The organism is Streptomyces sp. NPDC002276, from assembly GCF_053891435.1.
Genome location: NZ_JBSFCQ010000018.1, coordinates 181,094 through 203,590, shown reverse-complemented (window position 1 = coordinate 203,590; position 22,497 = coordinate 181,094). Strand labels below are relative to the sequence as shown.

The window sequence follows — 22,497 nt, the reverse complement described above, 5'->3', positions numbered from 1 at the left end:
CCCTACCTGCACGAACGTTGACGACCGCGCCCGACCTCCACACGTCCTCCCCGCCCGGCGCACGGAATCCGCAGGGGTAGTTTTCGACCTGTCACTATTGGAGTGACACGGGTTAGTGTTGTCGGCATGAGCCTCCGCAACGCCCTCCTGGGCCTCCTCGTCTTCCGCCCCGGCAGCGGCTACGACCTGCTGAAGATGTTCGACACCTCGCTCGGATACGTCTGGCCCGCCAAGCAGAGCCAGATCTACGGCGAGTTGACGAAGCTGGACGCGACGGGCCTGATCAAGGTGACGGAGGAGGGCCCCCGGGGACGCAAGCAGTACTCGCTCACCCCCGAAGGGCACGCGGAGACGGTGCGCTGGCTGACCGAGAGCCGGGAGAGCAGGCCGCAGCGCAACCCGATGCTGCTACAGACCTTCTTCCTGGGACTCCTGCCGCGCGACGAAGCGGTACAGCGACTCCTCGACCACGCGGAGGCCTCGGCCAAGGAGCACGACACCCTGGTCGCCCTGCGGGACACGGAGGACTGGGACAAGGACATGCTGACCGTGTGCGGCAGGCTCGTCCTGGAGCACGGCATTCGCCAACGGGTCCTGGAGCAGGAGTGGGCCCGCTGGGCCGCCGACCAGCTACGCGCGGGGCACGCGGTGGATCCCGACGGGGGTCCAACAGCCGCTCCCGCCAAGGAGATCGACGCGCAGGGGCCGAGCACCGCGGACACCTCCGACGCACCACGCGGGTAGCGGCCGCCCGGCGGAACGTCGCACCCACCACGCGGTTAGCGGCTTCCCGGCCGAACGGCGTACGCACCACGCGGCTAGCGACCTCCCGGCGGAACGTCGTAACGCCCGGATCCTCAGGCGGAGGCCTCCTCGGCGGGCAGCAGCTGGACCAGGCCGACCCGGTTCTCCTCGTCCGCATCGAGATGGACGGCCCGGACCCTCCAGCGGCCGGCGGGCAGCGGGACCGGCGCCTGGGCGGGCGACCCGCCGCCGGGATACTCGACCCCCAACTCGCCACCCGCTTCGGCGGAGTCCATGAGCACGGCCGGGCCGTCCGACACCCACTCGCCGCACTCCTCCCACGGGGCGGCGGGGTCCGCGAGCACCGACTCCACAGCGGCCCTGAGGCCGGCTTCGGAAGAGGCGCCGAGCCACCGCAGGAATGCCCTGCGCTCCGGCACATAGCAGCTGGTGGCCGGTTCGTCCGCGAGGACCAGCACCCGTGCACCGCTCGCGCCGACGGAGATCACACCGGCTAGATCGTCCACCGCGCAGGCCCGGTCGTAGTCGTCCGGAGCCGTGCCGTCGCCCACCATGACACCGCTCTCCGTGCACCCGTGCCAATCGGCCAACGCGGGGACGGGGACGGCTATCAGGGGTCCGCCCATCGACTCCACCCAGACAGGGGAGGTGGGTGACACATCGGTGGCGGCGGGCGAGATCGAGTCCATGCCGCCAGTGTGCCCGCACCCACTGACAACGCCCTCGGGAAGGCGCGGCCCAGCCACCCGGTGCGAACATTCCCGCCGCCTCCTCCCCCGGACGCCCAACGAGGACACCGACCCTCCTCGTTTCGGAGAATATATCTCCACTTTCTTCGGCCCCGGAAGCCCCGCGCCCCGCCTCTCCGAGACGAAGGCGAAAACCTCTTCCCACCTGGGACGATGCCGACGGCAGGACGACGTCCTCGTTGCGCATCACCGACGCCGAGGCCGCCCAGGGCGCGTTTTCCACTTCGGTTCGATCCCTTGACAGCCTCGATCAGCCCTTTCCAAACTACCGACCATTCGGTTGACGGCCCGGGTCGGACGCCCCGGCTGTCGGCATTCCAGAAGGGTGATCACCATGACTGAAGTGTCGCTTCACGATGCCCAGAGCCCGCCGGTACCCACCGGCATCACCTCCCACATCGGCCACGCGACAGCCGTGGGGGCGGCCGGGTTCGCGTGGTGCTCGCTGATCCTCGGCCTGCACACCGCCGGCGTCATCGACGCGGCCGACGGCACGATCGTGCTGGCGGGGACCTTCTTCTACGGCGGCATCGTCCAACTCGTCGCCGGTTTCTTCGCGTTGGCGGCCGGAGCGACGTTCACGGCCTCCTTCCTGACGGCGTACGGGGCGTTCTGGCTCGGCTACACCGTCATCGAGTTCTGGGCGGCACCGCACATCGCGGGCAACGCGGCGGCCGCCGCGAAGGCCCATGGGGCCACGGCCGAAGCCGCGGCCGCTCAGGGCGGTCACGCGGTGATGCAGTCGCTGGGGCTGTTCCTGCTCGCCTGGCTCGTGGTCACGCTGGTCTTCGCCGGCGCGAGTCTGGGCACCAACGCGGTGACCGTGACCGCGTTCGCCCTGCTGACGCTGACGATCGTGCTGCTGGTGATCGCCTACCTGGGGGCTTCGAGTGCGGGCGTCCCGAGCGATTCGGTGCTGCACACCGCCGGCTATGTCGAGATCGCCCTGGCCGCCGTCGCCTTCTATCTGGTGCTGGCCGAGCTGACCAACGAGGTGCGCGGACGCGTCGTGTTCCCGCTCTTCGCCCTGAACCGCGGCCGACAGGCCGTCCCGCAGACGGCGTGACGAGGACCCCTCCCCCACTTCAAGGAGCCGCATGAAGCAGCCCAAGGCAAGAGACCGGCTGAAGTCGCCCCATGGATACTCCGCGCTCGGCAGCGCCGCCGCGGTGCTCCTCCTGGTCGCGGCCGGGCAGACGACGGCCACCGCACTCCCCGCACACGCGACCGCCTGGCAGCCGCCCGCCGCCGCCTACACGGCGAGCGCGCCCGTCCACACCACCGTCACCATGGACGACGGTGTGAAGATCGCCGTCGAGGTCGTCTATCCGACCGACCCGAGCACCGGCGCCCGCGCGTCGGGCTCGTTCCCCGTACTCCTCACCCAGAACCCTTACGGCGCTCAGCGCTCCGACCCCACGGACAGCGGCACCTACTTCGTACAGCGGGGCTACATCTACGTGGCCTCCGCGATACGCGGCACCGGCGACTCCGGCGGGCAGGTCGACTGGTTCGGCGACCGGCAGGGCAAGGACGGAGCCGACCTCGTCGACTGGGCGGCCCATACGCTGTCGGGGTCCAACGGCAAGGTGGGGCTTGACGGTTGCTCCTATCTCGGGGTGAACCAGTGGTTCACCGCGGCGGCCGTGGGCAAGCACTCCGCGCTCAAGGCGATCACACCGTTCTGCACCGACTCGGACTTCTACAACGACCTCACCGCCAACGGCGGTATCCCCACCCCGTTCGTGGCCGGTATCGCCCAGGCCGAGCCGCGCGGCCCCGAGGACGATCCCGCCACCGACCCGCAGTCGGTGACCATCTCCCAGCAGGCCTCGGGCGGTTCACGCTCGTACGACGACGCGTACTGGCAGGCCCTCGACGTACAGAAGCTCATGCCGCGCATCGTGGCCAACAACATTCCGGCGCTGTCCGAGGCCGGCTGGAACGACCTCTTCCCCGGCGGCAACCTGGGCGCCTATGTGGCGGCCCAAAACGCCTACTACCACCGGCCGTTGACCGATCCGATCGCCGCGGGTGAACCCGTCACCGGCCGCTACCAGGCGATCGTCGGGCCCTGGACGCACGGAGAACACGTCAACGAGGCGACGCTTCAGGCCATTCGCCTGGAGTGGTTCGACACCTGGCTCAAGGACGCGCCCACGGGCATGGCCGACACCTCAACTCCCTTGCACCTGTTCGAGAACGGCGCGAACAGCTGGGTCGACAGCGCAGCCTGGCCGCTGTCCTCCGACGCCCGGACCTACTACCTCGGCGACGGCTCCCTCACCACCGGCAAGCCGTCCGGACAGGGAAGCGACACCCTCACCTGGAGTGCGGCGACCGCGGCCAACACCCTGACCTACACCACCGCCCCGCTCACCAAGGCGGCCCTGCTGAACGGCCCGACCGACGTCACCCTCTACGCCAGGTCGACGACACCGGAGACCGAACTCTCCGCCAAGCTGAGCATCGTCGCACCGGACGGGACGGTCACCAAGCAGGCCGACGGCATCCTCCTCGGCAGTCAGCGCGCGCTGGACACCCAGGAGAGCTGGTACGGCGACAACGGCACCCTGCTCAAACCGAACCACCCCTTCACCCAGGCGTCACAGCACCCGGTGACCCCGGGACAGACGACCAGGTACGACATCTCGCTGCTGTCCAACTTCACCAGGATTCCGGCCGGTTACCGCATACAGATCAGCATCGACAGCCAACCACCGGCGGACTTCCACTTCCCCGTGGCCCCGACCCCGCAGGAGTCGGCGAACCTCACCGGCGGCATCTACACGATCGAACGCTCCCCACAGGCGGCGTCGTTCGTCAACCTGCCGCTCACGACGCCGAGTTCGGCGACGCCCAGCCGCGACGACTGGGGACCGTCCTCCTGACGACACGGATGGCAGGTCTGCCCGTACGGCAGACCTGCTACTCCTCTGTCGGGGCCGGCCGGACCAGCCCCATCACCTGCTCCACCGTCTCGTTGCCCAGGCTCGGTGTCGTCAGGGGAAGGTTGTCGGGACGCTGCCGGACGCCGTTCAGCAGAATCTCGATGCAGCGCCGCCAGATGTCGGGCCGCCTGCCCTGGGTGAACTGGCTGGCGGCGCTCAGCATCTCCACCATGACGGGAATGTCGGAAGGACTGATCTCCGGGCGCAGGTCCCCGCTCTCCTGGGCCCGCCGGATCAGGGCCTCCAGAAAGGGGAGCATGCCGCCGCGCGCGGTCTCCAAGGGCTCGGAACTGTGGCTCCCCAACATGATCACTTCGTGCAGGCCGCGATTCTCGGCGAGATCGGCCCCCATGTCCGTGAGGAAATCGACGAACCCCTGCCACGGGTCCGGATGGACGAGCGCCCGCTCGGCGGACTCCTGCCGGATCTTCAAATCCTGCTTGAACAGGGCCCGTACGAGGCTGTCCTTGTCGGGGAAGCGCCGGTACACGGTGCCGACCCCCACGCCGGCGTGCCGGGCCACGTCGTCGAGCGTGACCCCCAGCCCGTGCTGGCCGAAGACCTCCCGCGCGGCACGCAGGATCTTCTCCCGGTTGAGGGCGGCATCGCGCCTCAGCGGGCGGTCGCCCTCCGTCGGACCATCAGCCCCAACACCCTCAGCCATGCCGCCATGCTAGACCCGTTGATCACGGCCGGGTTCGCGTTCGGCATGTGTACCCCGCGGAAAACGTTCCAACACCTCCCGAGGTAGACTTTCCGCGCCCATGAGGACCGTGTCGTGCCTGGTCGCGCGGCTGTCAGAGCGAGGGGGGGTGGACGTCATCCAGGTTCGCCCCGCCCGTATTCAGGATGTCGCGGCCGCCGCGGGAGTCTCGGTGTCCACGGTGTCGAACGTCCTGAACCGGCCCGAGCGGGTCAACGCCCGCACCGCCGAGCGGGTCCGCGACGCGGTCGCCGCCCTCGACTACGTGCCGCATCCGGGTGCCGCCGGTCTGCGCACCGGCCACTCGTCCTCGATCGGCCTGGTACTGCCCGACGTGGCCAACTCCTTCTACTCGCGCATCGCACGGGGCGCGGCGGACGCGGCCTACGACCACGGCTACTCGCTGGTGCTCTGCGACAGCGGAGACGATCCCGAGCGCGAGCAGGGCTACTTCACGATGCTGGTCGAGCAACGGGCCGTCGGGGCGGTGGTGGTGCCGCTCGGCGCCGATCCCACCCGGCTCACCCGGCTCCGCGAACGCGGCATCCCGCTGGTGCTCGCGGACCGCGCGCTGCCTGCCCAGGACGGCTGTTCCGTCTCCGTCGACGACATCGCCGGCGGCCGGATCGCCGTACAGCACCTCCTGGACCGCGGGGCACGCGACATCCTCGTCGTGAACGGCGAGCGCGGGATCGTGCAGTGCGCGGACCGCCACCAGGGCGCCCGCCAGGCCGTCCGCAGCCGGCGCGAGGCACGGCTGCGCCAACTCGTCGCCGACGAGATGACGGTGGCGTACGGCCTGGAGATCGCCCGTGGCCTCGACGAACTGCCCGACGGAGTCTTCTGCACCAACGACTTCCTCGCCGCCGGTCTCTGCCGTGGACTGGGTGAGCGCGGTGTGCGCATACCCGAGGAGGTACAGGTGGTCGGCTACGGCGACCTCGACATAGCGAGCTTCGTGGGGACGACCCTGACGACGGTACGGCAGCCGGTCGAGGAGCTGGGCCGGGCGGCCGTGGGGATGCTGCTCGACGAGGTGGAGGCCCGCGCCGAACACGCCCACGAGACAAGGGTGTTCGCCCCCGACCTCGTCCTGCGCGACTCCACACGGCCCCTGTCAGACCGGAGTTCGTAGCGTCACGGGACCCATCAGCCCCGACGCGAGCTGGGACGCGAAAGCCCAGGCGGTGGGGGTGGCTTCCGCCACATAGGGGGCGAGGGTGTTGTTGACCGTCACGTCCAGACGGGCCGACCGCCCTGCGGCGCCCCGGAGTTGAAAGCGGTACGGCGGACAGAACGCCTCGCCGACGCACTCCCCGTCGACAGCGACCGACACGCTGCCGCGCACCCGCCCGAGGTCCAATACCGGGTCAGGCCCGTCCGGCACCTCCACCTCCCGCGAGTACGTCACCCCACCGCTCCAGCCGCCCAACCCCAGCAACTGCCAGTCCCCCAGCGGCAGTCGTGCCGGTACGGTACGGACGCGCACCGGTCCGCGCCAGGCGGAGCCGCCCCGCAGGACGGCCGTGGGCTCGGTGACGATCTCCAACTCCGTTGCCTCCGACAGCGGTTGATCCAGTGTCAACACCTCACCGTCGAGATCCCGTACCCTCGCCGCCAACTCCAGTGACAGGTCCAGCGCTACGGTGCCCGCCGGGACGGTGAAACGGAAGCGCTGCGCGCGGGGGCGGACGGTGTCCGTGGACCGCAGGGGCAGTACGGCGGCGCCCAGTACCGGCACGCCGGTCAGCCACTCGGTCTCCGGCAGCGGGTGCGGTCGTACGGCCGCGTAGCAGTGCTGCAACTCCCCCCAGCGACCGTCGTGTTCGATGGTCCGGCCGCGCCACTCCCCTGTCTCGGCCTCCCAACCGGCTCCGCTGCTCAAGGAGTTCACCGACGACTCCGTGCGGGCCACGCAGTCGACGAAGACCGCCTCGCGCGGGTGGACGGCGTCGGCCACGACCTCCAGTACGTGTTCGCCTTCCTCCAGAGCGAGTTGGTGGCGGAAGAACATCGGTACGGCGCCCCAGTCGGACTCGTAGTACTCCGCCTTCTCCTGACGGGCGACAACCGTCCCGTCGAGAAGGACGGTGACACCCACCGCGGCACCCACCACGAGTACCGCCTCTCCGGAGGCGCGCAGGCGGCCTCGATAGGTGACGCCGCCATCCGGTCGTACGCCCTCGGGCAAGCACATGAACTGTGGGCGCGGGACGAATCCATCCGGTCGGGTCAGGCAGAAGTAGCTGCCCAGAGGGGTGCCCACGGTGCCGGAGATGAGCAGCGGCCTGTCCTGGGCGTCGGCGAGTTCGTATTCGAGGACGTTGCGGGGCCGTGCGACCGTCACGCGTGCGGTGGTGAGGTATCCGGCGGCGGTGTCGAGGAGTTCGCCGTTCCACCATACCCGTTTGACCGCCGCGGCGCCCACGTGGAGGTCGGCGGGTCCGCGGTGGTCCGTCTCGACGATCGTCCGGATCCTGGCGACCGTTCCGGGCCCGGGCACGGGGACGCGCACGAACTCCTCGTTCACCAGCCCCTTGTTGCCGAGCAGACCGTCCGGCTCCGGGATCCCTCGGCTCGACGAGTACAGCGAGACACGCCAGTCCTCGTCCGAGGGGGTGAGGGGGAGGGAATCGGTGAGGACTCGTTCGACGCCTGCCCCGTCCAGTGGTTCGGGGGCCTGGGAGCCCGGTGTCGGAGGCAGGACGCGGACCCGGTTGCCGTAAGTCGCGCGGGTGGGTTGCCAGTTGGCGTCGGGGCCGTCCGTCTCGGTCCAACGCATGGTCCAGATCTGCGGTGCGGCGACGGACGAGCCCGCCGGGAGCGCCAGGTCGCCCCAGGTGTTGTCCATGGTGGGGACCAGGCGGCCCTCCCAGCCGTCCGAGAGGTCGGTCGTCCGTTCCGGCCTCGGTGGCGGTGCGGACGTCCGGGGTGTCGGTGGGGTGCCTTCGCGCCATACGACGAGAACGGCGGGAACGCCCTCCAGTGGCACCGCGATGGTCGAACTGCCGTCGCGGACCGCGATGTCAGCCCGCTGTCGGGTGCCGGTGGCCGGGTTCCAGATCTCGGCCTCGGCGACCTCGGCGCGCACGGTGACGGTCGTGTGGCGGGCGTAACGGGTGGGGTCCGCCTGGTGGTTGGCGTCTCCCGGCAAGGTGCGGGCATCGGGGAAGGCGGCTGTCACCAGAGCCACCCCCTCAACTCCCTTTCTCCTGACGAGCAGTGGCAGCTCGCCGGTCGCGTGTCCGGCGTTGTCCGCCACCGTCGCCGCGCCGCCCTCGGCGTCGCTCGCCCGCTCCAGCCGTGGGTGCTTCAGCAGGGCCGCCACGACGGAGTCGTCACCGGCCAGTCCGGCGGCCGAGGCGGGCGGACGGCCCACGACCACCACCCGGCCGCCCGCGTCGAGGAGTTGGGTCAGTCGGCGTGCTGTCTCCTCCTCCAGGACACTCGCCGAGGGCAGCAAAACGGCGCGGTACGCCAAGTCCCCTACGCGCAGGGCGCCTTCGTCGGCCGTGGCGCGCTGCACGGAGGCGTCGTCGATGACGTCGAAGGAGATGCGGTGGCGGTCCAGTGAACCGACGCGCGGGCCGAGCCAGTTGTTCGTGCCGCACAGGCCGAGGTAGTGCTCCTGGGTCTCGTCGACGTCAGCGTGGTCGTCGCCGAGGCGGCAGTCGCCGAAGTGGTGGACGGGTGCGTCGAGCGGAATGAGGGCCTGCATGGTGGCGGTGGGGTGCAGGACCGCGACCTCGGCGCTGTAGGTGCCCCAGGACATGATCGAGCAGATCCGGGCGACGGCGCGGGAGAACGCCGGGTACTGCTGCCAGTAGGGCTGGCGCCAGTCGGTGGACGGCGGTGCCCACTCGAACCAGCCGCCCGCGGTGCCGAAGTAACTGGCGTGCGGGTTGTACAGGTTGGCTCCGCCACGCAGGAACGGCAGCAGCCAGTCGTAGGTGTCGGCGAGGGTGCCGCCCCAGCCGGAGGAGTGGAACGCCTCGATCCAGACGCGCTCGTGGCCGTAGAGGTGGGCCATGGAGGAGTGGACCTTGGAGTCGCCGTGGTGGTCACTGCCGACCGCGCCGTACCAGCGGTGGGTGCGGAAGTAGTCGGTGTAGAGCTGTGTCGACTGGGCCGGGAACCCGGCTCGCGCGGGGTTGCTCTGGTCGGCTCCGACGAGCATGCCGCGTTCCTCGTGCCAGGCCGCGAGGGGCTTGAAGAGGGCCCCTTCGGTGAGTTCGGCGCGGACGGCGTAGTAGTCGGCGCGGATCTTCGCGGCGCGGGCGTCGGCCGGGCCGAACAGGGCGGGCAGGTGGTCGAGCAGGTCGTAGCCCCGGCGGGCGCGGAACTCCTCGGGGAAGCGGGGGCTCCAGGAGTTCGTGGCGGGCAGTTCGTCCTGGAAGCTGCCCGCGATGACGTTGCCCAGGTACTCGGGGACTCGGCGGTCGTACTCGTGGTGGACGGCGTCCAGCAGCAGTTGCCCGGCGTGCGGGGAGAGGTAGTCGAAGGCGGTGGGGACGGCGACGACGAGTTGGACGTCCGTGCCGTCCGCGGCCGTGATCCGGAAGGCGCCGGAGTCGAGGGTGGTCACGGGTAGCCGACGGCCCGTCAAGTCGTAGGCGGCTACGAGGGTTTCGGCACCGTACGGGGCGACCGTGCCGTCCGAGACAGTGGCCGCGCGGGAGCGCAGTGCGCGGCCGGTGGCGGTCAAGTGCCGTCGGGTGACGGCTCCTTGGACGTTGGCGCCGGAGAAGCCGAGCTGGTCGTAGAACCACAGGCGGGTGCCGATGTCGCGGGCGATGCGGCAGGTGTCGGTGAAGCGGTCCCACCACTCCTCGCCGAACCACGGCGGGTCGTCGGTCCGGGCGCCGAAACTCGGGCCTGCCGGGGCGAGGTTGATGACCACGAGGTTGTGGACGCCGCCGTCCGCGAATCTGCGCAGCTGCCAGTGGAGCCGCTCGCGGGTGACCTTGGCGCCGGACCACCACCACAGCGGGGTGGGGCCGAAGTCCCGGGGCGGGGCGTCGAAGAGCTGCTGGAGCGCGGGAGAGATCACGTCGGCGGTCCTTCCGAGTGCGGCTCGGTCACCCACATGGATCAAAAACGTTTTTGGTCGACCCAGCCGTCTGCCACCTGCAATGTTGGCACCGGTGACGGGGAGCGGGAAGAAGGCCGACACTTCTTCACGTCGAATGGCGCAAGGGGACTTGTTGGAACGTTTTCCGAACCCTATATTCACTGCGACCCCGGCCCCGGAGCCGCGAGGAGCCGCACCATGAGCCGATTCCTGCCCGCTGCACAGGCACGCCCGGAACAGCCCATCCCGAAGCACCTGTGGAAGGTCGCCGCCCTCTCGGGCATGGCCTCCTACCTGGACGCCGCGCTCATCGTCAGCATCGCCGTCAACCTGGCCATCTACCGCGACAGTTACGACATGGGCGTGTGGATGGCCGGGGCGATCAGCGCGATCGTCACCGGCTGCATCGCCGTCGGCTCCCTCGTCGGCGGCCGGCTCGCCGACCTGTTCGGGCGGCGCCGCGTCTACAACCTGGACATCCTCTGCTACGCGGTGGGCGCGATCGTCATCACGCTGGCGCCGAACGACGTCGTGCTCTTCGTCGGCGTGCTCGTCGCGGGGCTGGCGGCCGGTGCGGATCTGCCGACGTCCCTGGCCGTGGTCTCGGATGCCGCGCCTCCCGAGGGCCGGGCGCGGTTGGTGTCCTTCACCCAGGTCATGTGGGTGCTGGGCATCGTCGTCGTGATCTTCCTCGGCTATCTCCTGTCCGACACGGGCCTGACCGGGGCGCGGTTCATCACCGGCCATCTGGTCGTCGCCGCGCTCGTCACCTGGCAGCTCCGCTCCCGGCTGGAACTGCCCGACGAGCCGACGGAGGAAGTGGCGCCGCAGGAGGCCGTGCCGCGCGGCATCGAGCTGAAGAACATCTGCAACCGCGCCACGCTGGTGCCGATGGTCGCGACCTTCGCCTACTACGTCACCTGGGGCATCGGCGCCAACACCTTCGGCCAGTTCGGCACTTACCTGCTCGTGACGGTCAGCGGTGCCTCGCAGAGCCTGGCCACCGGGATCAACCTGGCCTTCCTGCCGATCGCGTTGGTGCTGACCTTCGTCTTCGTCCGGCTCGCCGACACACCCTGGCGCGACCGGCTGTTCTACGTGTTCACGGTCGTGCAGGTCGTCGCCTTCTGCATCGCCTCCGTCACGGCCGGCGCCCTCGTCGGCATGCTCGTCTTCTTCGTGCTCTACCAGATCTCCAACCCCTTCGCCGGGGAGGCCAGTTACAAGGTGTGGTCGCAGCTGACACTGCCCCCGGACACCCGCGGCACCACACAGGGGCTCACCTACGCCCTCTCACGCGGGGTCTTCGCGGGCGTCGCGTTCGTCACGCCCGCCCTGATGGACTACAGCGCCTCCGTCCTGCTGTGGTCGATAACTCTCTGCATGGCGGCCTCGGGCGTCGCGGGCGTGTACGTGATCCACACCCTCATCCGGCGTTCCCCCGAGGCAACGGCCGCTCGGGTCAAGGGACTCGGCGTGGCCCGGACCTGAGTCCACACCGGAACCCGGAAGGAACATCCCGCATGACAACGACCGACCCCTTGACCGTGACATCGGAACGCGCCGCGGTCCTGCGTGAGTTGCTCCCCCCGGTGTCCCGCCGCCGCGCCCGGATCGGACTCGTGGCGGGCGGTCTGGGCGCCTACTGGCCCCAATTCCCGGACCTGCTACCGCAGTTGAGGGAGTCGTCCGCGTACGTCGCCGAGCGCTTCCAGCGGATGGACACGGAGGTGACCGACGTCGGCTTCATCTCCGACGCGATGGAGGGAGCGGCGGCGGCCGAGCAACTCCGGCGCGCGGACTGCGACTTGATCGTGCTGTTCCTGACCACGTATCTGACCTCGTCGATGGTGCTGCCGATCGCCCAGCGTTCGCACACCCCCGTGCTGGTCATCGACCTCCAGCCGTCCGAGCGGATGGACCACGCCTCCTTCGACACCGGCGCCTGGCTCGCCTACTGCGGGCAGTGCCCGGTGCCCGAGGTCGGCAATGTCTTCCGGCGGGCCGGCATCCCCTTCCGGTCGGTGTCCGGCTGGCTGCGCCAGGAGTCGGCCTGGCGGCGCATCGAACAGTGGGTCAGGGCGGCACGGGTCCGGGCCGCGCTCCGGCACGCCCGGCACGGTCTGATGGGACACCTGTATCCCGGCATGCTCGACGTGTCGACCGATCTGACGCTGCTCCCGGCGACGTTCGGCTCGCATGTCGAGGTGCTGGAGTTCGACGATCTACGGCAACGCGTGGAGCGGGTGAGCGAAGCCGAGACCCGTGAACGCACGGCGCTCGCCCGGCGGATCTTCGCCGTGGACGACACCGTGGTCGACGAGGACCTCGCGTGGGGAGCGACCGTGTCGGTCGCGCTCGACCGGCTCGTCGAGGACTTCGGCCTCGACACCCTCGCCTATTATCACCGCGGCCTCGACGGCGAACTCCACGAACGGCTCGGCGCCGGCATGATCCTGGGCGCCTCCCTGCTCACCGCCCGGGGTGTGCCGGCCGCCGGCGAGTACGAACTCCGCACCAGCCTGGCCCAGTTGGCGACGCAGAGCATCGGCGCCGGTGGCTCCTTCACCGAGATCCAGGCCCTCGACTTCGAGGACGGGGTGGTGGAGATGGGGCACGACGGGCCCGCGCACCTCGCGGTCAGCGCCCGTGACCCGCTGCTGCGCGGCCTGGGCGTCTACCACGGCAAGCGCGGCTGGGGCGTCAGCGTGGAGTTCGACGTCCAGCACGGTCCCGTGACCCTGCTCGGCCTGGGCCAGGACGCCGACGGCTCTCTGTCGTTCATCACCTCGCAGGGCAGCGTCGTACCCGGACCGCTGCTCGCGATCGGCAACACCACCAGCCGGGTCGACTTCGGCCGCGATCCCGGCGAGTGGGTCGACGCGTGGAGCGCCACGGGCGTCGGCCACCACTGGTCCCTCGCGCTGGGCCACCACTCCGCCGACTTCCGCGCCGCCGCGAGCCTGCTGGGCATCGAGCACCGGGAGGTGTGAGCGCGGTCGGATCAGTAGGGCGCCTGGATGCTGTGGTTCGCCAGCGCCACGGAGTAGCGGTTCAGCAGCGCGTCGAGGCCTGCCAGCAACAGCCCCGCGGACTCCTCCGCCTCGGCGAGGTCGCCGCGCTCGCAGGCCTCGACCACCTCGGCCACATCGCTGCGGAGTATGCGCAGGGAGTCGCCCTGGATCAGCACACCGGGAAACCGGCGCCCGGGCAGACGGACCACGGCGTCATTCCCGCCGTCAGTGAACAGCTCTACGTCAACGCGTTCCATGGCGCCATCCAACCCGACAGCACCGCCCGACATCAACGAAGTTGTACGCAGTGCACGTTGGGCTCCACCGGATTCGCGCCCCTGTCCTCGTCACGGTCGTGCGGACCGACCCCCCGACACACCGGCGTACGGGCGCTTCCCCGGCTCCCCGTCCCTGCCGCGCACCCAGAAGAAGAGGACCACCGACGACACCGCGGCGACCGCGCACCAGGTCGAGACGAACTCCAGCTCCCACAGCGTCCAGCAGACGAGCGCGCCGACCGCGACCAGGATCCCCAGCACCAGCAGCCCGCGGTCACCGGACAGCAGCAGCGAGCCGACCGTCGCGACGAGGTAACCGGCGATGACCAGTTGGGCATGCGGGAGGTCGACGACGTAGCCGAGGGTGTGGCCGCGGACCTCGGCCCTCACCGGAGCCGCGACGAGGGCATGGGCAAGGGCCGCCGCGGTCGCCGCACCGACCACGACCAGCACACCGAGGCGGGCCCGTGCCCGGCGTGGGGCCACGCACCACACGCCCACCGGCACATACACCGCCAGCAGCGGCAGAGCGATGACCGCCCAGGCGAGGGTGGCGGGTCCCGTACCCCCGTCCGCGGCCCATACCGCCGACTCCACGATCTGATGGGCGCCCAGCACCAACGGCAGCGCGGCCAGCAGGAGATCGGACGGGCGGCGGGTCCGGACCACACAGGCCACGCCGACGGCGGCGACCGCCGCGCCCGCCACGAGGTCAGCCTTCGCACTCCAGCACATCGCACCTCCAGGGGATCCGCTCGCATCGGCCCGAGTCAGCGGTCACGCTACGTCTCCTCCCCGCCCCGTCCCGGGTGACACGACGGCGGCTGCGCGCCGTGATGACACACCCACAGGGCCTCTCTCGACCCCCGGCTCACCCAACGCACCTGCTCTTGGGCCCAGTTGACGGCCGGGCCGCGAAACCACCCCCGGCCTGCGCACGAGCGTCCTCCCGTGATTGGCTGAACCCGCCCACCGCACACCGTGCGCGCACAGGAGGACATCGCAGCCATGAGCAACGCCTACACGTTCGAGTACAAGGTCGTCAGCTTCCGGGAGTCGCTGATCGGCGACGCGCTGGACAGCGACAAGCTGGAGAAGGTCCTGAACAAGCACGCCGAGGACGGCTGGGGCCTGAAGGCGATCACCGCCGCCGACGTCAAGGGCCGGATAGGCCCCGGCGCGGTCGAGGGCCTCCTCCTCACCTTCGAGCGGCCCCGCGCGTAGCGCCTGGAAACGGCGACCGACCGGTGCCGGTGAACGGGGCCCGGCACGTCCAGCCGCAAGGCGGAGCAGGACGTGCCGGGCCCCGCGTCCGCGACATGGCCCCGAGCAGGCCACCGACTCCCTGCGCGGGCCGCGAGTCGACAGCACCGAGGAACCAGGAGCGACCCGGCGGGTCCCGGCATCGCCTCCACCCCCGCGGAATCAACTCGGTCGGCATGACCACCTGGCGCGGCGGTGAAGGGCCCCCGTAAACCCGGGCGAACAACAGAAGCCCACCGCCCGCAAAAGAAGACGCACCAGGCCCCCGATCCGCCCCACCAGCCTTACGCGACAGCCCACTTCATGCACGGAGCGCGGGCCAAAAGCCGTCAACCCCGAAGAACCGGAAGCGGCCCGCCCGGCCCCGGAATCTCCCCCGACCCCCGCGGGATCAACTCCGTCGGCATCACCACCCGGCGTGCCGGTGACGCATCCCCGTGGATGCGGGCGAACAGCAGGTGCGCGGCGCTTGTCGCGAGGGCGACCGGGTTCTGGGCGATGACGGTGACCGGTGGGGTCAGTTGCGCGGCCAGGGCGAAGTCGTCGAAGGCGATGAACGCGACGTCGGCGGGCAGCACCGGCAGCGCGCCCAGTGCGAGGACCTCGTTGCCCGCGAGTACGGCCGTGGGCGGTTCGGGGGCGGAGAAGATCGCGGTGACGGCCCGGGCGGCGTCCGCGCCGGAGCGCAGTCCGTGCCGGACGAGTGCCGGGTCGGCGTCGATGGCCGCGGTGTTCAGGGCCGACAGATAGCCGCGGTGGCGTTCGCCGAAGGTCCAGATCTCGCGTCGGTCGCCGAGGTAGCCGATCCGGCGGTGGCCGTGCGCGACGAGATGGCGTACCGCCTGTTCCACCGCGCCGAAGTTGTCCACCACCACGGTGTCCACGTCCAGGCCCGGCGCCGCCCGGTCCACGCACACGATCTTCGTGCCCAGCGCCTGCGCCGGGCGCAGAAAGCGGTGGCTGCCCGCGGCCGGGGTGAGGATCAGACCGTCGGCCCGGCGGGCGGTGAACGCGGCGACGACCTCCCGTTCGCGGTGCGGGTCGGCGCGGCTGGAGCCGATGAGGACCATGTTGCCGCGCCGGTGGGCGATGTCCTCGATGGCCGAGGCGACGGCGGCCATGAAGGGGTCGGCGACGTTGTCCACCAGCAGTCCGATGGTCTGGCTCAACTGGTCCGTACGGCGCAACTGCCGTGCCACGTCGTCGCGTTGATAGCCCAGCCTGCGGACCGCGGCCTCGACGCGTGCGGCGGTGCGGGGCGCCACGCCCGCCTCGCCGTTGACCACCCGGGACACCGTCATCACGCTCACGCCCGCCGCCGCGGCCACGTCTTTCATCCTGGGACGACCGGCCACGCCGCGTCCTCCAGATCTCGTCGCGCGCAACGAGGCCGACGGGCCGATGACATGCGCCCGAACCGTGTCCGTCCCGACCCTTGACGCCCACTCATGGGCCTCCCAGAATCGACGAACTGTTAACGATACCAACCAGAAAGCACAGCATGGCCTCTGCAAGGGAACCACTTCTCGCGGCACATGGTGTGGTCAAGCGTTTCGGCCATGTCCAGGCGCTCCAGGGCGCCGACTTCACGGCGTACGCCGGTGAGGTCGTCGCACTGATCGGTGACAACGGTGCCGGCAAGTCGACGTTGGTGAACGTACTTTCCGGTGTGCTCACCCCGGACGAGGGCGAGGTGCGCCTGGACGGGGTGCCGGTCCGGTTCACGGGGCCGATGGACGCGCAACGGCACGGAGTCGAGACCGTCTACCAGGATCTTTCGCTGGCGCCGGATCTGGACGCGGCGGCCAATCTCTACCTCGGCAGGGAACTCGTGCGCGGAGGTCTGCTCGGCCGCCTGGGCGTGCTGGACCGGCCCACGATGCGGCGGGAGGCGATCGCGGCCTTCGGTGAACTGGGAGTGGAACTGAAAGATGTGACGGCTCCTGTGACAACGTTGTCGGGAGGGCAGCGGCAGTCCGTGGCCGTCGCCCGCGCGGTCGCCTTCGCCAACAAGGTCATCTTCATGGACGAGCCGACCGCCGCCCTGGGCGTGGTCCAGCGCGCCCGTGTTCTGGAGACCGTGCGCAGGGTCGCCGACCGGGGCATCTGTGTCGTCCTCATCAGCCACAACATGCCCGAGGTGCTGTCGGTCGCGGACCGGGTCGAGGTGTTGCGGCTGGGCCGCCGGGTCGCCTCGTTCACCGCGGCCGACGCCACGATCGAGAAGCTCGTCGGCGCCATGACCGGGTCACTGGACGAGCCCGCGCGGAACGGGAACCACGGCGCGACCGAAGCGGAGGACGGCCGATGAGCGCCAACAGCCAGGACATCAAGCCGACGGCCAAGGCGCCGGACGTGCCCCCGTCCGACGGCGGACGCCTCGCGATACCCCCGTGGCTGCGACGGGCCGCCGGCATCAGCGAGTTGTGGACCTTCGTGATCCTTCTCGCGCTGGTCGCGTTCTTCACCATCGCGGCGCCGGGCAAGTTCTTCACCCAGTACGACCTCACGCAGATCGCCGTGAACGCGGCGATCTATCTGGTGCTCGGCGTCGGCATGACGTTCGTGATCATCACCGCGGGCATCGACCTGTCGATCGGCTCGGTGCTGGTGCTGGCGGCGGTCGCGGCGGGCGAGTACAACATCCACCACGGCGGACCCGCCTCCAGCTGGGGCACGGTCGCCGTCTGTGTCGTCATCGCCCTTGCGGTGGGCGCGGGTTGGGGCGCGTTGCAGGGGGCGGTGGTGGCGACCGGGAAGGTGCCGCCGCTGATCGTGACCCTGGGCGGTCTGGGCGCGGCGCTGGGCATCGCCGAACTCGCCACCGGCGGCCAGGACCCGGCCGGTGCCGCCGCCACCCACCTCCAGAACAGCCTGGGCTTCGGCAAGTTGGCCGGCATCCCGTGGATGGTGATCCTGGCCGCGGTGGTCACCGCCCTGTTCGGCGCGGTGCTCGGTGCCACGCGGTTCGGCAGCCACACCCTGGCGATCGGCTCCAACCCGACCGCCGTCCGGCGCGCGGGCATTCCGGTGGGCCGCCATCTGATCATGGTGTACGGCCTGATGGGCCTGCTGGCCGGGCTGGGCGCGGTGATGTGGCTGGCCTCGTACGGGACGACGTCCATCGCCGGGCACTCCACCGACAACCTGAAGGTGATCACCGCGGTGGTCCTGGGCGGTACCAGCCTGTTCGGCGGGCGGGGCTCCGTACTCGGCACGGTGATCGGTGTGTTCATCCCCGCCGTGCTGACGACCGGGCTGATCGTCATCGGCGTGCAGCAGTACTGGCAGGACGTCGCCGTCGGTGTCGTCCTGGTCGCGGCCGTCTACATCGACCAGATGCGCAGGAAGACCCGAGAGCGTGCGTGACCCCCTCCCCGACCTTCGCCCCAATCCTCGTACGACCCTGGAGGACAGCCTTATGTCGAGCATTCGCATCACGCGCAAAGCACTGGTCGCCGCGGGCACCGTGCTGGTCCTGACCGGTGCCGCCGCCTGTAGTTCGTCGAGCGACAGCGGGAGTTCGGGGTCGAAGGGGGGTGCCTCCGGGAAGAAGGTCAGGCTGATCACCGGCGTGAAGAGCGACCCCTTCTACATCACCATGACCTGTGCGGCGCAGACCGAGGCCAAGGCCAAGGGCATGGACTTCTCGGCGGACGGTTCAGCGCAGTGGGACGTGTCGGTGCAGCGCCCGCTCATCGACTCGGTGGCGGCGACCCGACCGGACGGGCTGCTGATCTCGCCGGTCGACGTCAGCGCGCTGACCCCGTCGCTGAAGCAGATCCAGTCGGCCGGGACGAAGGTCGCCCTGGTCGACACCACGGTGACCGACCCCTCGATCGGTATGACCCGGATCTCGTCGGACAACGAGAAGGGCGGCCGGGTGGCGGCCGACGCGCTCGCCAAGCTGATGAACGAGAAGGGCTCGGCGATCGTCATCAGCGTCAAGCCCGGTGTCTCCACCACGGACGCCCGTATCAAGGGCTTCACCGAGGAGATGGCGAAGTACCCGAACATCAAGTTGCTGCCGACCCTCTACGACAACGACCTGCCGGCGACCGCGGCCTCCCAGATCCAGTCGACGCTGGCGGCCCACCCCGACCTCGGCGGTGTCTTCGCGGGCAACACCAACACCGGTACGGGCATCGCCACCGGTCTCAAGCAGGCGGGCAAGCAGGGCGCGGTGAAGGTCGCCGCGTTCGACGCCGAGCCGGACGAGGTGGCCTCGCTCAAGGCGGGTGCCCTCCAGGTGCTGGTCGCGCAGGACCCGGCGGCGATCGGCAAGGAGGCGGTGGACCAGCTGGCCGCGGCCTTCGAGGGCAAGTCGGTCCAGAAGTCGATCGGCACCAACATGGTCGCCATCACCAAGGCGAACATGGACCAGCCCGAGATCAGCAAGTACTTCTACAAGGCGGGCTGCTGACCGGTCGGCGACCACAGGTTCCGCCGGGTGCCCCACCGCTTCCGGGGTGCCCGGCGGAACTGCTCCAACAGGGGGACTTTGCATGACCATGCGCGAGCGTGCATAATCTTCCTATGTCTAAGGTCCTCACCTCCCTCCCCACCGGCGAGCGCGTCGGCATCGCCTTCTCGGGCGGACTCGACACCTCGGTCGCGGTCGCCTGGATGCGCGACAAGGGTGCCGTCCCCTGCACCTACACCGCCGACATCGGTCAGTACGACGAGCCCGACATCGCCTCGGTGCCCGGCCGCGCGCAGGCCTACGGCGCCGAGATCGCGCGTCTGGTCGACTGCCGTGCGGCGCTGGTCGAGGAAGGTCTGGCTGCGCTGACCTGCGGGGCGTTCCACATCCGCTCCGGCGGGCGCGCCTATTTCAACACCACCCCGCTGGGCCGTGCCGTCACCGGCACCCTGCTGGTCCGGGCGATGCTGGAGGACGACGTCCAGATCTGGGGCGACGGCTCGACCTTCAAGGGCAACGACATCGAGCGGTTCTACCGCTACGGCCTGCTCGCCAACCCGCATCTGCGGATCTACAAGCCGTGGCTGGACGCGGACTTCGTGACCGAGCTGGGCGGTCGCAAGGAGATGTCGGAGTGGCTGCTCGCGCACGAGCTGCCCTACCGCGACAGCACGGAGAAGGCGTACTCCACCGACGCCAACATCTGGGGTGCCACCCACGAGGCCAAGACGCTGGAGCACCTGGACACGGGCGTGGAGACCGTGGAGCCGATCATGGGCGTCCGCTTCTGGGACCCGTCGGTCGAGATCGTCACCGAGGACGTGACGATCGGTTTCGACCAGGGCCGCCCGGTGACGATCAACGGCAAGGAGTTCTCCTCCCCCGTCGACCTGGTGATGGAGGCCAACGCCATCGGCGGCCGGCACGGCCTGGGCATGTCCGACCAGATCGAGAACCGGATCATCGAGGCGAAGAGCCGCGGTATCTACGAGGCGCCCGGCATGGCCCTGCTGCACGCGGCCTACGAGCGGCTCGTGAACGCGATCCACAACGAGGACACCGTCGCCCAGTACCACAACGAGGGTCGGCGCCTGGGCCGCCTGATGTACGAGGGCCGCTGGCTGGACCCGCAGGCGCTGATGGTGCGGGAGTCCCTCCAGCGCTGGGTCGGTTCGGCGATCACCGGTGAGGTCACCCTGCGGCTGCGGCGCGGCGAGGACTACTCGCTGCTCGACACCTCGGGCCCGGCGTTCAGCTACCACCCGGACAAGCTGTCCATGGAGCGCACCGAGGACTCGGCGTTCGGCCCGGTGGACCGGATCGGCCAGCTCACCATGCGCAACCTCGACATCGCCGACTCCCGCGCCAAGCTGGAGCAGTACGCCGTGCTCGGTCTGATCGGCAGCGGCAACGCGGCGATCGGCGCCGCGCAGGCCGCCGCGACCGGCCTCATCGGCAGCATGCCGGAGGGCGGCGCCGAGGCCATCGCCTCCCGCGGCGAGGTCTCCGAGGACGACGCGCTGCTGGACCGCGCCGCGATGGAGTCCGGCACGGACTGACCAACTCCTCGGATCAGCACCGCCGTTGGGCCGGTTCGACGTGTTCGCCGTCGGACCGGCCCTTCGTCGCCCGGGTGGGGGTCGGGGCCCACGTACGCTTCCCCCTGTGACCACAAGCGAGACGGTCGGCGTGAGTGTCGACGCTATCTGCTCGTCACGTCGATGGCCGAGCGGGCGAACCTCGTCGCCGGACTGGTGGACGCGATCCGGAGCGCTTCACCCCGGGCATGACAGGTCTGTTCGGTGGGCATCAACAGGCCGTCGAAGAGCGATACTTGACCATGCGGGAAACGCCCCGTGATGGCCCGATTCGGGAGCGGCGATCAGTGAGCAGTGTCAGCAAGGTCGTGGGGAAGGTCGAAGTACGACTCCGCTGGGATCCGAGTCCCTGGGGACAGCAGCCGCGCCACCTGGACATCGTCGCGGCGACCTACTCCGCCGACGCACCGCACGGACGCCCGGTGTACGTCGTCAACTCCGAGAGCCGCTCGCCGGACGGCACGATCAACATGAGCCGGCACAGCGAGAGCGGCCAGGGGTACGGCTACATGGAGGTGATGGTCCTCGAACTCGACCGGCTCGCCGCGTCCTTCGGGCGGGTGGTCGTGGGGGTGGCCATCCATCAGAACGGCGGGACGCGGACCTTCGGTGATCTGTCGCACGCCAGAGCCCTGGTCGTGGAGGGGTACAAGGAGCTGCTGTCGGACGACTTCGCCGAGGTGGGCGGGTCCACGGCGGCGACGGTCGGGGAGTTCACCAAGGACGCCTCCGGGGCCTGGGAGTTCCGCCCGATGGTGCGCGGGTTCGACAGCGAGCCGGCCGGGTTCAGTGCGGAGATGGGCAGCGTGCCTCAGGCCTGACCGGCTGGTCCGTCCTGAAGTGCGGGAGCAGCGTGACGACGGCCGGCCGCCTGTGACGCAGTTCGTGGACCAGGCCGAGGACGATGGCGGTACCCACCGCGACGAGATGCTCGCGGCCCGCCAGGTTGGGCTTCACGATCGACTCCCACACCATCGACCCGCCGGTCAGGAAGAACACGACGGGCGCGCGGCGGACGACGGCGAGATACGTGAAGAGTCCTACGACCGCCGCGGACGGCCCGGTGTCGAGGACGTGCCCGATCTCGGGCCGCAGCCCGATGCCCCCGCAGCCGGGCCCGATCAGGAGCATGACGCGCACGGTGAGGGTACCGGCCAGGGTGGTCGCGTAGGCGACGACCAGGGTACGGACCCGGCCCAGGGCCAGTTCGGCCAGCGCGAACGCCAGGAACAGCTGGGTGATGCCGGCCCACACGGGCAGGTCGAGGGCCGGCACGTACAGCGATATGGGGGTGCGCAGCAGGGCGAGCCACAGCGGCAGGTCGCCCTGGACACCGCCGAGGTGCCGGACGATCGACGCGCCGCCCGGCCGCTGCGCCAGCGCGTGGAAGAAGATGACGCCGAAGGCGGCGACGAACGCCAGGGACATACCCGGCAGTCCGCGCCGCAGCAACTGTCGTACGGGATCGACGACGATGCCCTGCCATTCACCCCGCAGTGTGCGCCAGATGAACACGCTCTCCCCACTCCTCCACCCTCGGACGAACACACGGATCGGAATCTAGCCCCCTGACGGGGTCAGGTGCGTCCCGGACCGGGCCGGAGTGGTGTCGCGGCTCGCGAACGGTACGCGTGGGGCTGATATTGAAGAGTGGGAACTGTTCCCGACGGTTGGCCGACGAC

19 protein-coding genes are annotated in these 22,497 nt (G+C 70.1%); 12 read left to right on the top strand and 7 right to left on the bottom strand.

Features of this window, described 5'->3' with window-relative positions; genetic code table 11:
* Positions 1-126 precede the first annotated feature (126 nt).
* Positions 127-744 carry a PadR family transcriptional regulator gene (locus tag ACWIHT_RS36700; RefSeq protein WP_456172716.1) on the top strand — a complete coding sequence of 206 codons (618 nt, stop codon included), beginning with the start codon at positions 127-129 and terminating at the stop codon, positions 742-744.
* 113 nt (positions 745-857) lie between these two features.
* Here ACWIHT_RS36700 and ACWIHT_RS36695 read toward each other — a convergent pair whose 3' ends face one another.
* Positions 858-1,454, bottom strand: coding sequence for an Imm21 family immunity protein (locus tag ACWIHT_RS36695; RefSeq protein ID WP_456172715.1), 597 nt, complete (start codon positions 1,452-1,454; stop codon positions 858-860).
* Positions 1,455-1,848: 394 nt separating this feature from the next.
* On the opposite strand from ACWIHT_RS36695, the gene ACWIHT_RS36690 reads away from it, so the two are divergent.
* The gene (locus ACWIHT_RS36690; protein ID WP_456172713.1) at positions 1,849-2,580 is read left to right on the top strand and encodes a GPR1/FUN34/YaaH family transporter; all 732 of its coding nucleotides are present in this window, start codon (positions 1,849-1,851) and stop codon (positions 2,578-2,580) included.
* 31 nt (positions 2,581-2,611) lie between these two features.
* Positions 2,612-4,405 carry a CocE/NonD family hydrolase gene (locus ACWIHT_RS36685; protein ID WP_456172712.1) on the top strand — a complete coding sequence of 598 codons (1,794 nt, stop codon included), beginning with the start codon at positions 2,612-2,614 and terminating at the stop codon, positions 4,403-4,405.
* 37 nt (positions 4,406-4,442) lie between these two features.
* Here the strand turns inward: ACWIHT_RS36685 and ACWIHT_RS36680 are convergent, their stop codons facing one another.
* Positions 4,443-5,129, bottom strand: a complete 687-nt coding sequence (locus ACWIHT_RS36680) for a TetR/AcrR family transcriptional regulator (RefSeq protein ID WP_456172711.1) — start codon at positions 5,127-5,129, stop codon at positions 4,443-4,445.
* 148 nt (positions 5,130-5,277) lie between these two features.
* On the opposite strand from ACWIHT_RS36680, the gene ACWIHT_RS36675 reads away from it, so the two are divergent.
* Complete coding sequence (locus ACWIHT_RS36675; RefSeq protein WP_456172710.1) at positions 5,278-6,303, top strand: LacI family DNA-binding transcriptional regulator; 1,026 nt, start codon at positions 5,278-5,280, stop codon at positions 6,301-6,303.
* Here ACWIHT_RS36675 and ACWIHT_RS36670 read toward each other — a convergent pair.
* Positions 6,286-10,218: a glycosyl hydrolase gene (locus ACWIHT_RS36670; RefSeq protein WP_456172708.1), complete on the bottom strand. Its 3,933-nt coding sequence runs from the start codon at positions 10,216-10,218 to the stop codon at positions 6,286-6,288. The genes ACWIHT_RS36675 and ACWIHT_RS36670 overlap by 18 nt on opposite strands.
* Positions 10,219-10,437: 219 nt before the next feature.
* Here ACWIHT_RS36670 and ACWIHT_RS36665 point away from each other — a divergent pair, with 219 nt between their 5' ends.
* Positions 10,438-11,730: an MFS transporter gene (locus ACWIHT_RS36665; protein WP_456172707.1), complete on the top strand. Its 1,293-nt coding sequence runs from the start codon at positions 10,438-10,440 to the stop codon at positions 11,728-11,730.
* Between the two features lie 32 nt (positions 11,731-11,762).
* Positions 11,763-13,232, top strand: a complete 1,470-nt coding sequence (locus tag ACWIHT_RS36660; RefSeq protein ID WP_456172706.1) for an arabinose isomerase — start codon at positions 11,763-11,765, stop codon at positions 13,230-13,232.
* An 11-nt stretch (positions 13,233-13,243) separates the two neighbouring features.
* Here the strand turns inward: ACWIHT_RS36660 and ACWIHT_RS36655 are convergent, their stop codons facing one another.
* Positions 13,244-13,510, bottom strand: coding sequence for a DUF6959 family protein (locus ACWIHT_RS36655; RefSeq protein ID WP_456172704.1), 267 nt, complete (start codon positions 13,508-13,510; stop codon positions 13,244-13,246).
* Positions 13,511-13,600: 90 nt separating this feature from the next.
* Positions 13,601-14,266, bottom strand: a complete 666-nt coding sequence (locus tag ACWIHT_RS36650; RefSeq protein WP_456172703.1) for a DUF6629 family protein — start codon at positions 14,264-14,266, stop codon at positions 13,601-13,603.
* Positions 14,267-14,539: 273 nt separating this feature from the next.
* On the opposite strand from ACWIHT_RS36650, the gene ACWIHT_RS36645 reads away from it, so the two are divergent.
* Positions 14,540-14,755, top strand: coding sequence for a DUF4177 domain-containing protein (locus ACWIHT_RS36645; RefSeq protein WP_019056094.1), 216 nt, complete (start codon positions 14,540-14,542; stop codon positions 14,753-14,755).
* 368 nt (positions 14,756-15,123) lie between these two features.
* Here the strand turns inward: ACWIHT_RS36645 and ACWIHT_RS36640 are convergent, their stop codons facing one another.
* Positions 15,124-16,131 (bottom strand): LacI family DNA-binding transcriptional regulator, encoded by a 1,008-nt coding sequence (locus tag ACWIHT_RS36640; protein WP_456172702.1) that lies wholly within the window; start codon positions 16,129-16,131, stop codon positions 15,124-15,126.
* A 164-nt stretch (positions 16,132-16,295) separates the two neighbouring features.
* Here ACWIHT_RS36640 and ACWIHT_RS36635 point away from each other — a divergent pair, with 164 nt between their 5' ends.
* From ACWIHT_RS36635 to ACWIHT_RS36615, 5 genes are all read left to right on the top strand, one after another.
* Positions 16,296-17,105 (top strand): ATP-binding cassette domain-containing protein, encoded by an 810-nt coding sequence (locus ACWIHT_RS36635; protein ID WP_456172701.1) that lies wholly within the window; start codon positions 16,296-16,298, stop codon positions 17,103-17,105.
* Positions 17,102-18,163, top strand: coding sequence for an ABC transporter permease (locus tag ACWIHT_RS36630; RefSeq protein WP_456172699.1), 1,062 nt, complete (start codon positions 17,102-17,104; stop codon positions 18,161-18,163). The genes ACWIHT_RS36635 and ACWIHT_RS36630 overlap by 4 nt, the downstream gene beginning before the upstream one ends.
* Positions 18,164-18,215: 52 nt before the next feature.
* Positions 18,216-19,217 carry an ABC transporter substrate-binding protein gene (locus tag ACWIHT_RS36625; protein WP_456172697.1) on the top strand — a complete coding sequence of 334 codons (1,002 nt, stop codon included), beginning with the start codon at positions 18,216-18,218 and terminating at the stop codon, positions 19,215-19,217.
* Positions 19,218-19,330: 113 nt separating this feature from the next.
* On the top strand, positions 19,331-20,776 hold the full coding sequence (argG, locus tag ACWIHT_RS36620) for an argininosuccinate synthase (protein ID WP_456172695.1): 1,446 nt from the start codon (positions 19,331-19,333) through the stop codon (positions 20,774-20,776).
* Positions 20,777-21,102: 326 nt separating this feature from the next.
* The gene (locus ACWIHT_RS36615) at positions 21,103-21,636 is read left to right on the top strand and encodes a TerD family protein (RefSeq protein ID WP_456172694.1); all 534 of its coding nucleotides are present in this window, start codon (positions 21,103-21,105) and stop codon (positions 21,634-21,636) included.
* On the opposite strand, the gene ACWIHT_RS36610 is transcribed toward ACWIHT_RS36615, so the two are convergent.
* Entirely contained in the window at positions 21,602-22,330 is a 729-nt protein-coding gene (locus ACWIHT_RS36610; protein ID WP_456172693.1) for a hypothetical protein, read from the bottom strand. The two genes, ACWIHT_RS36615 and ACWIHT_RS36610, sit on opposite strands and share 35 nt — an antisense overlap.
* Positions 22,331-22,497: the final 167 nt, after the last annotated feature.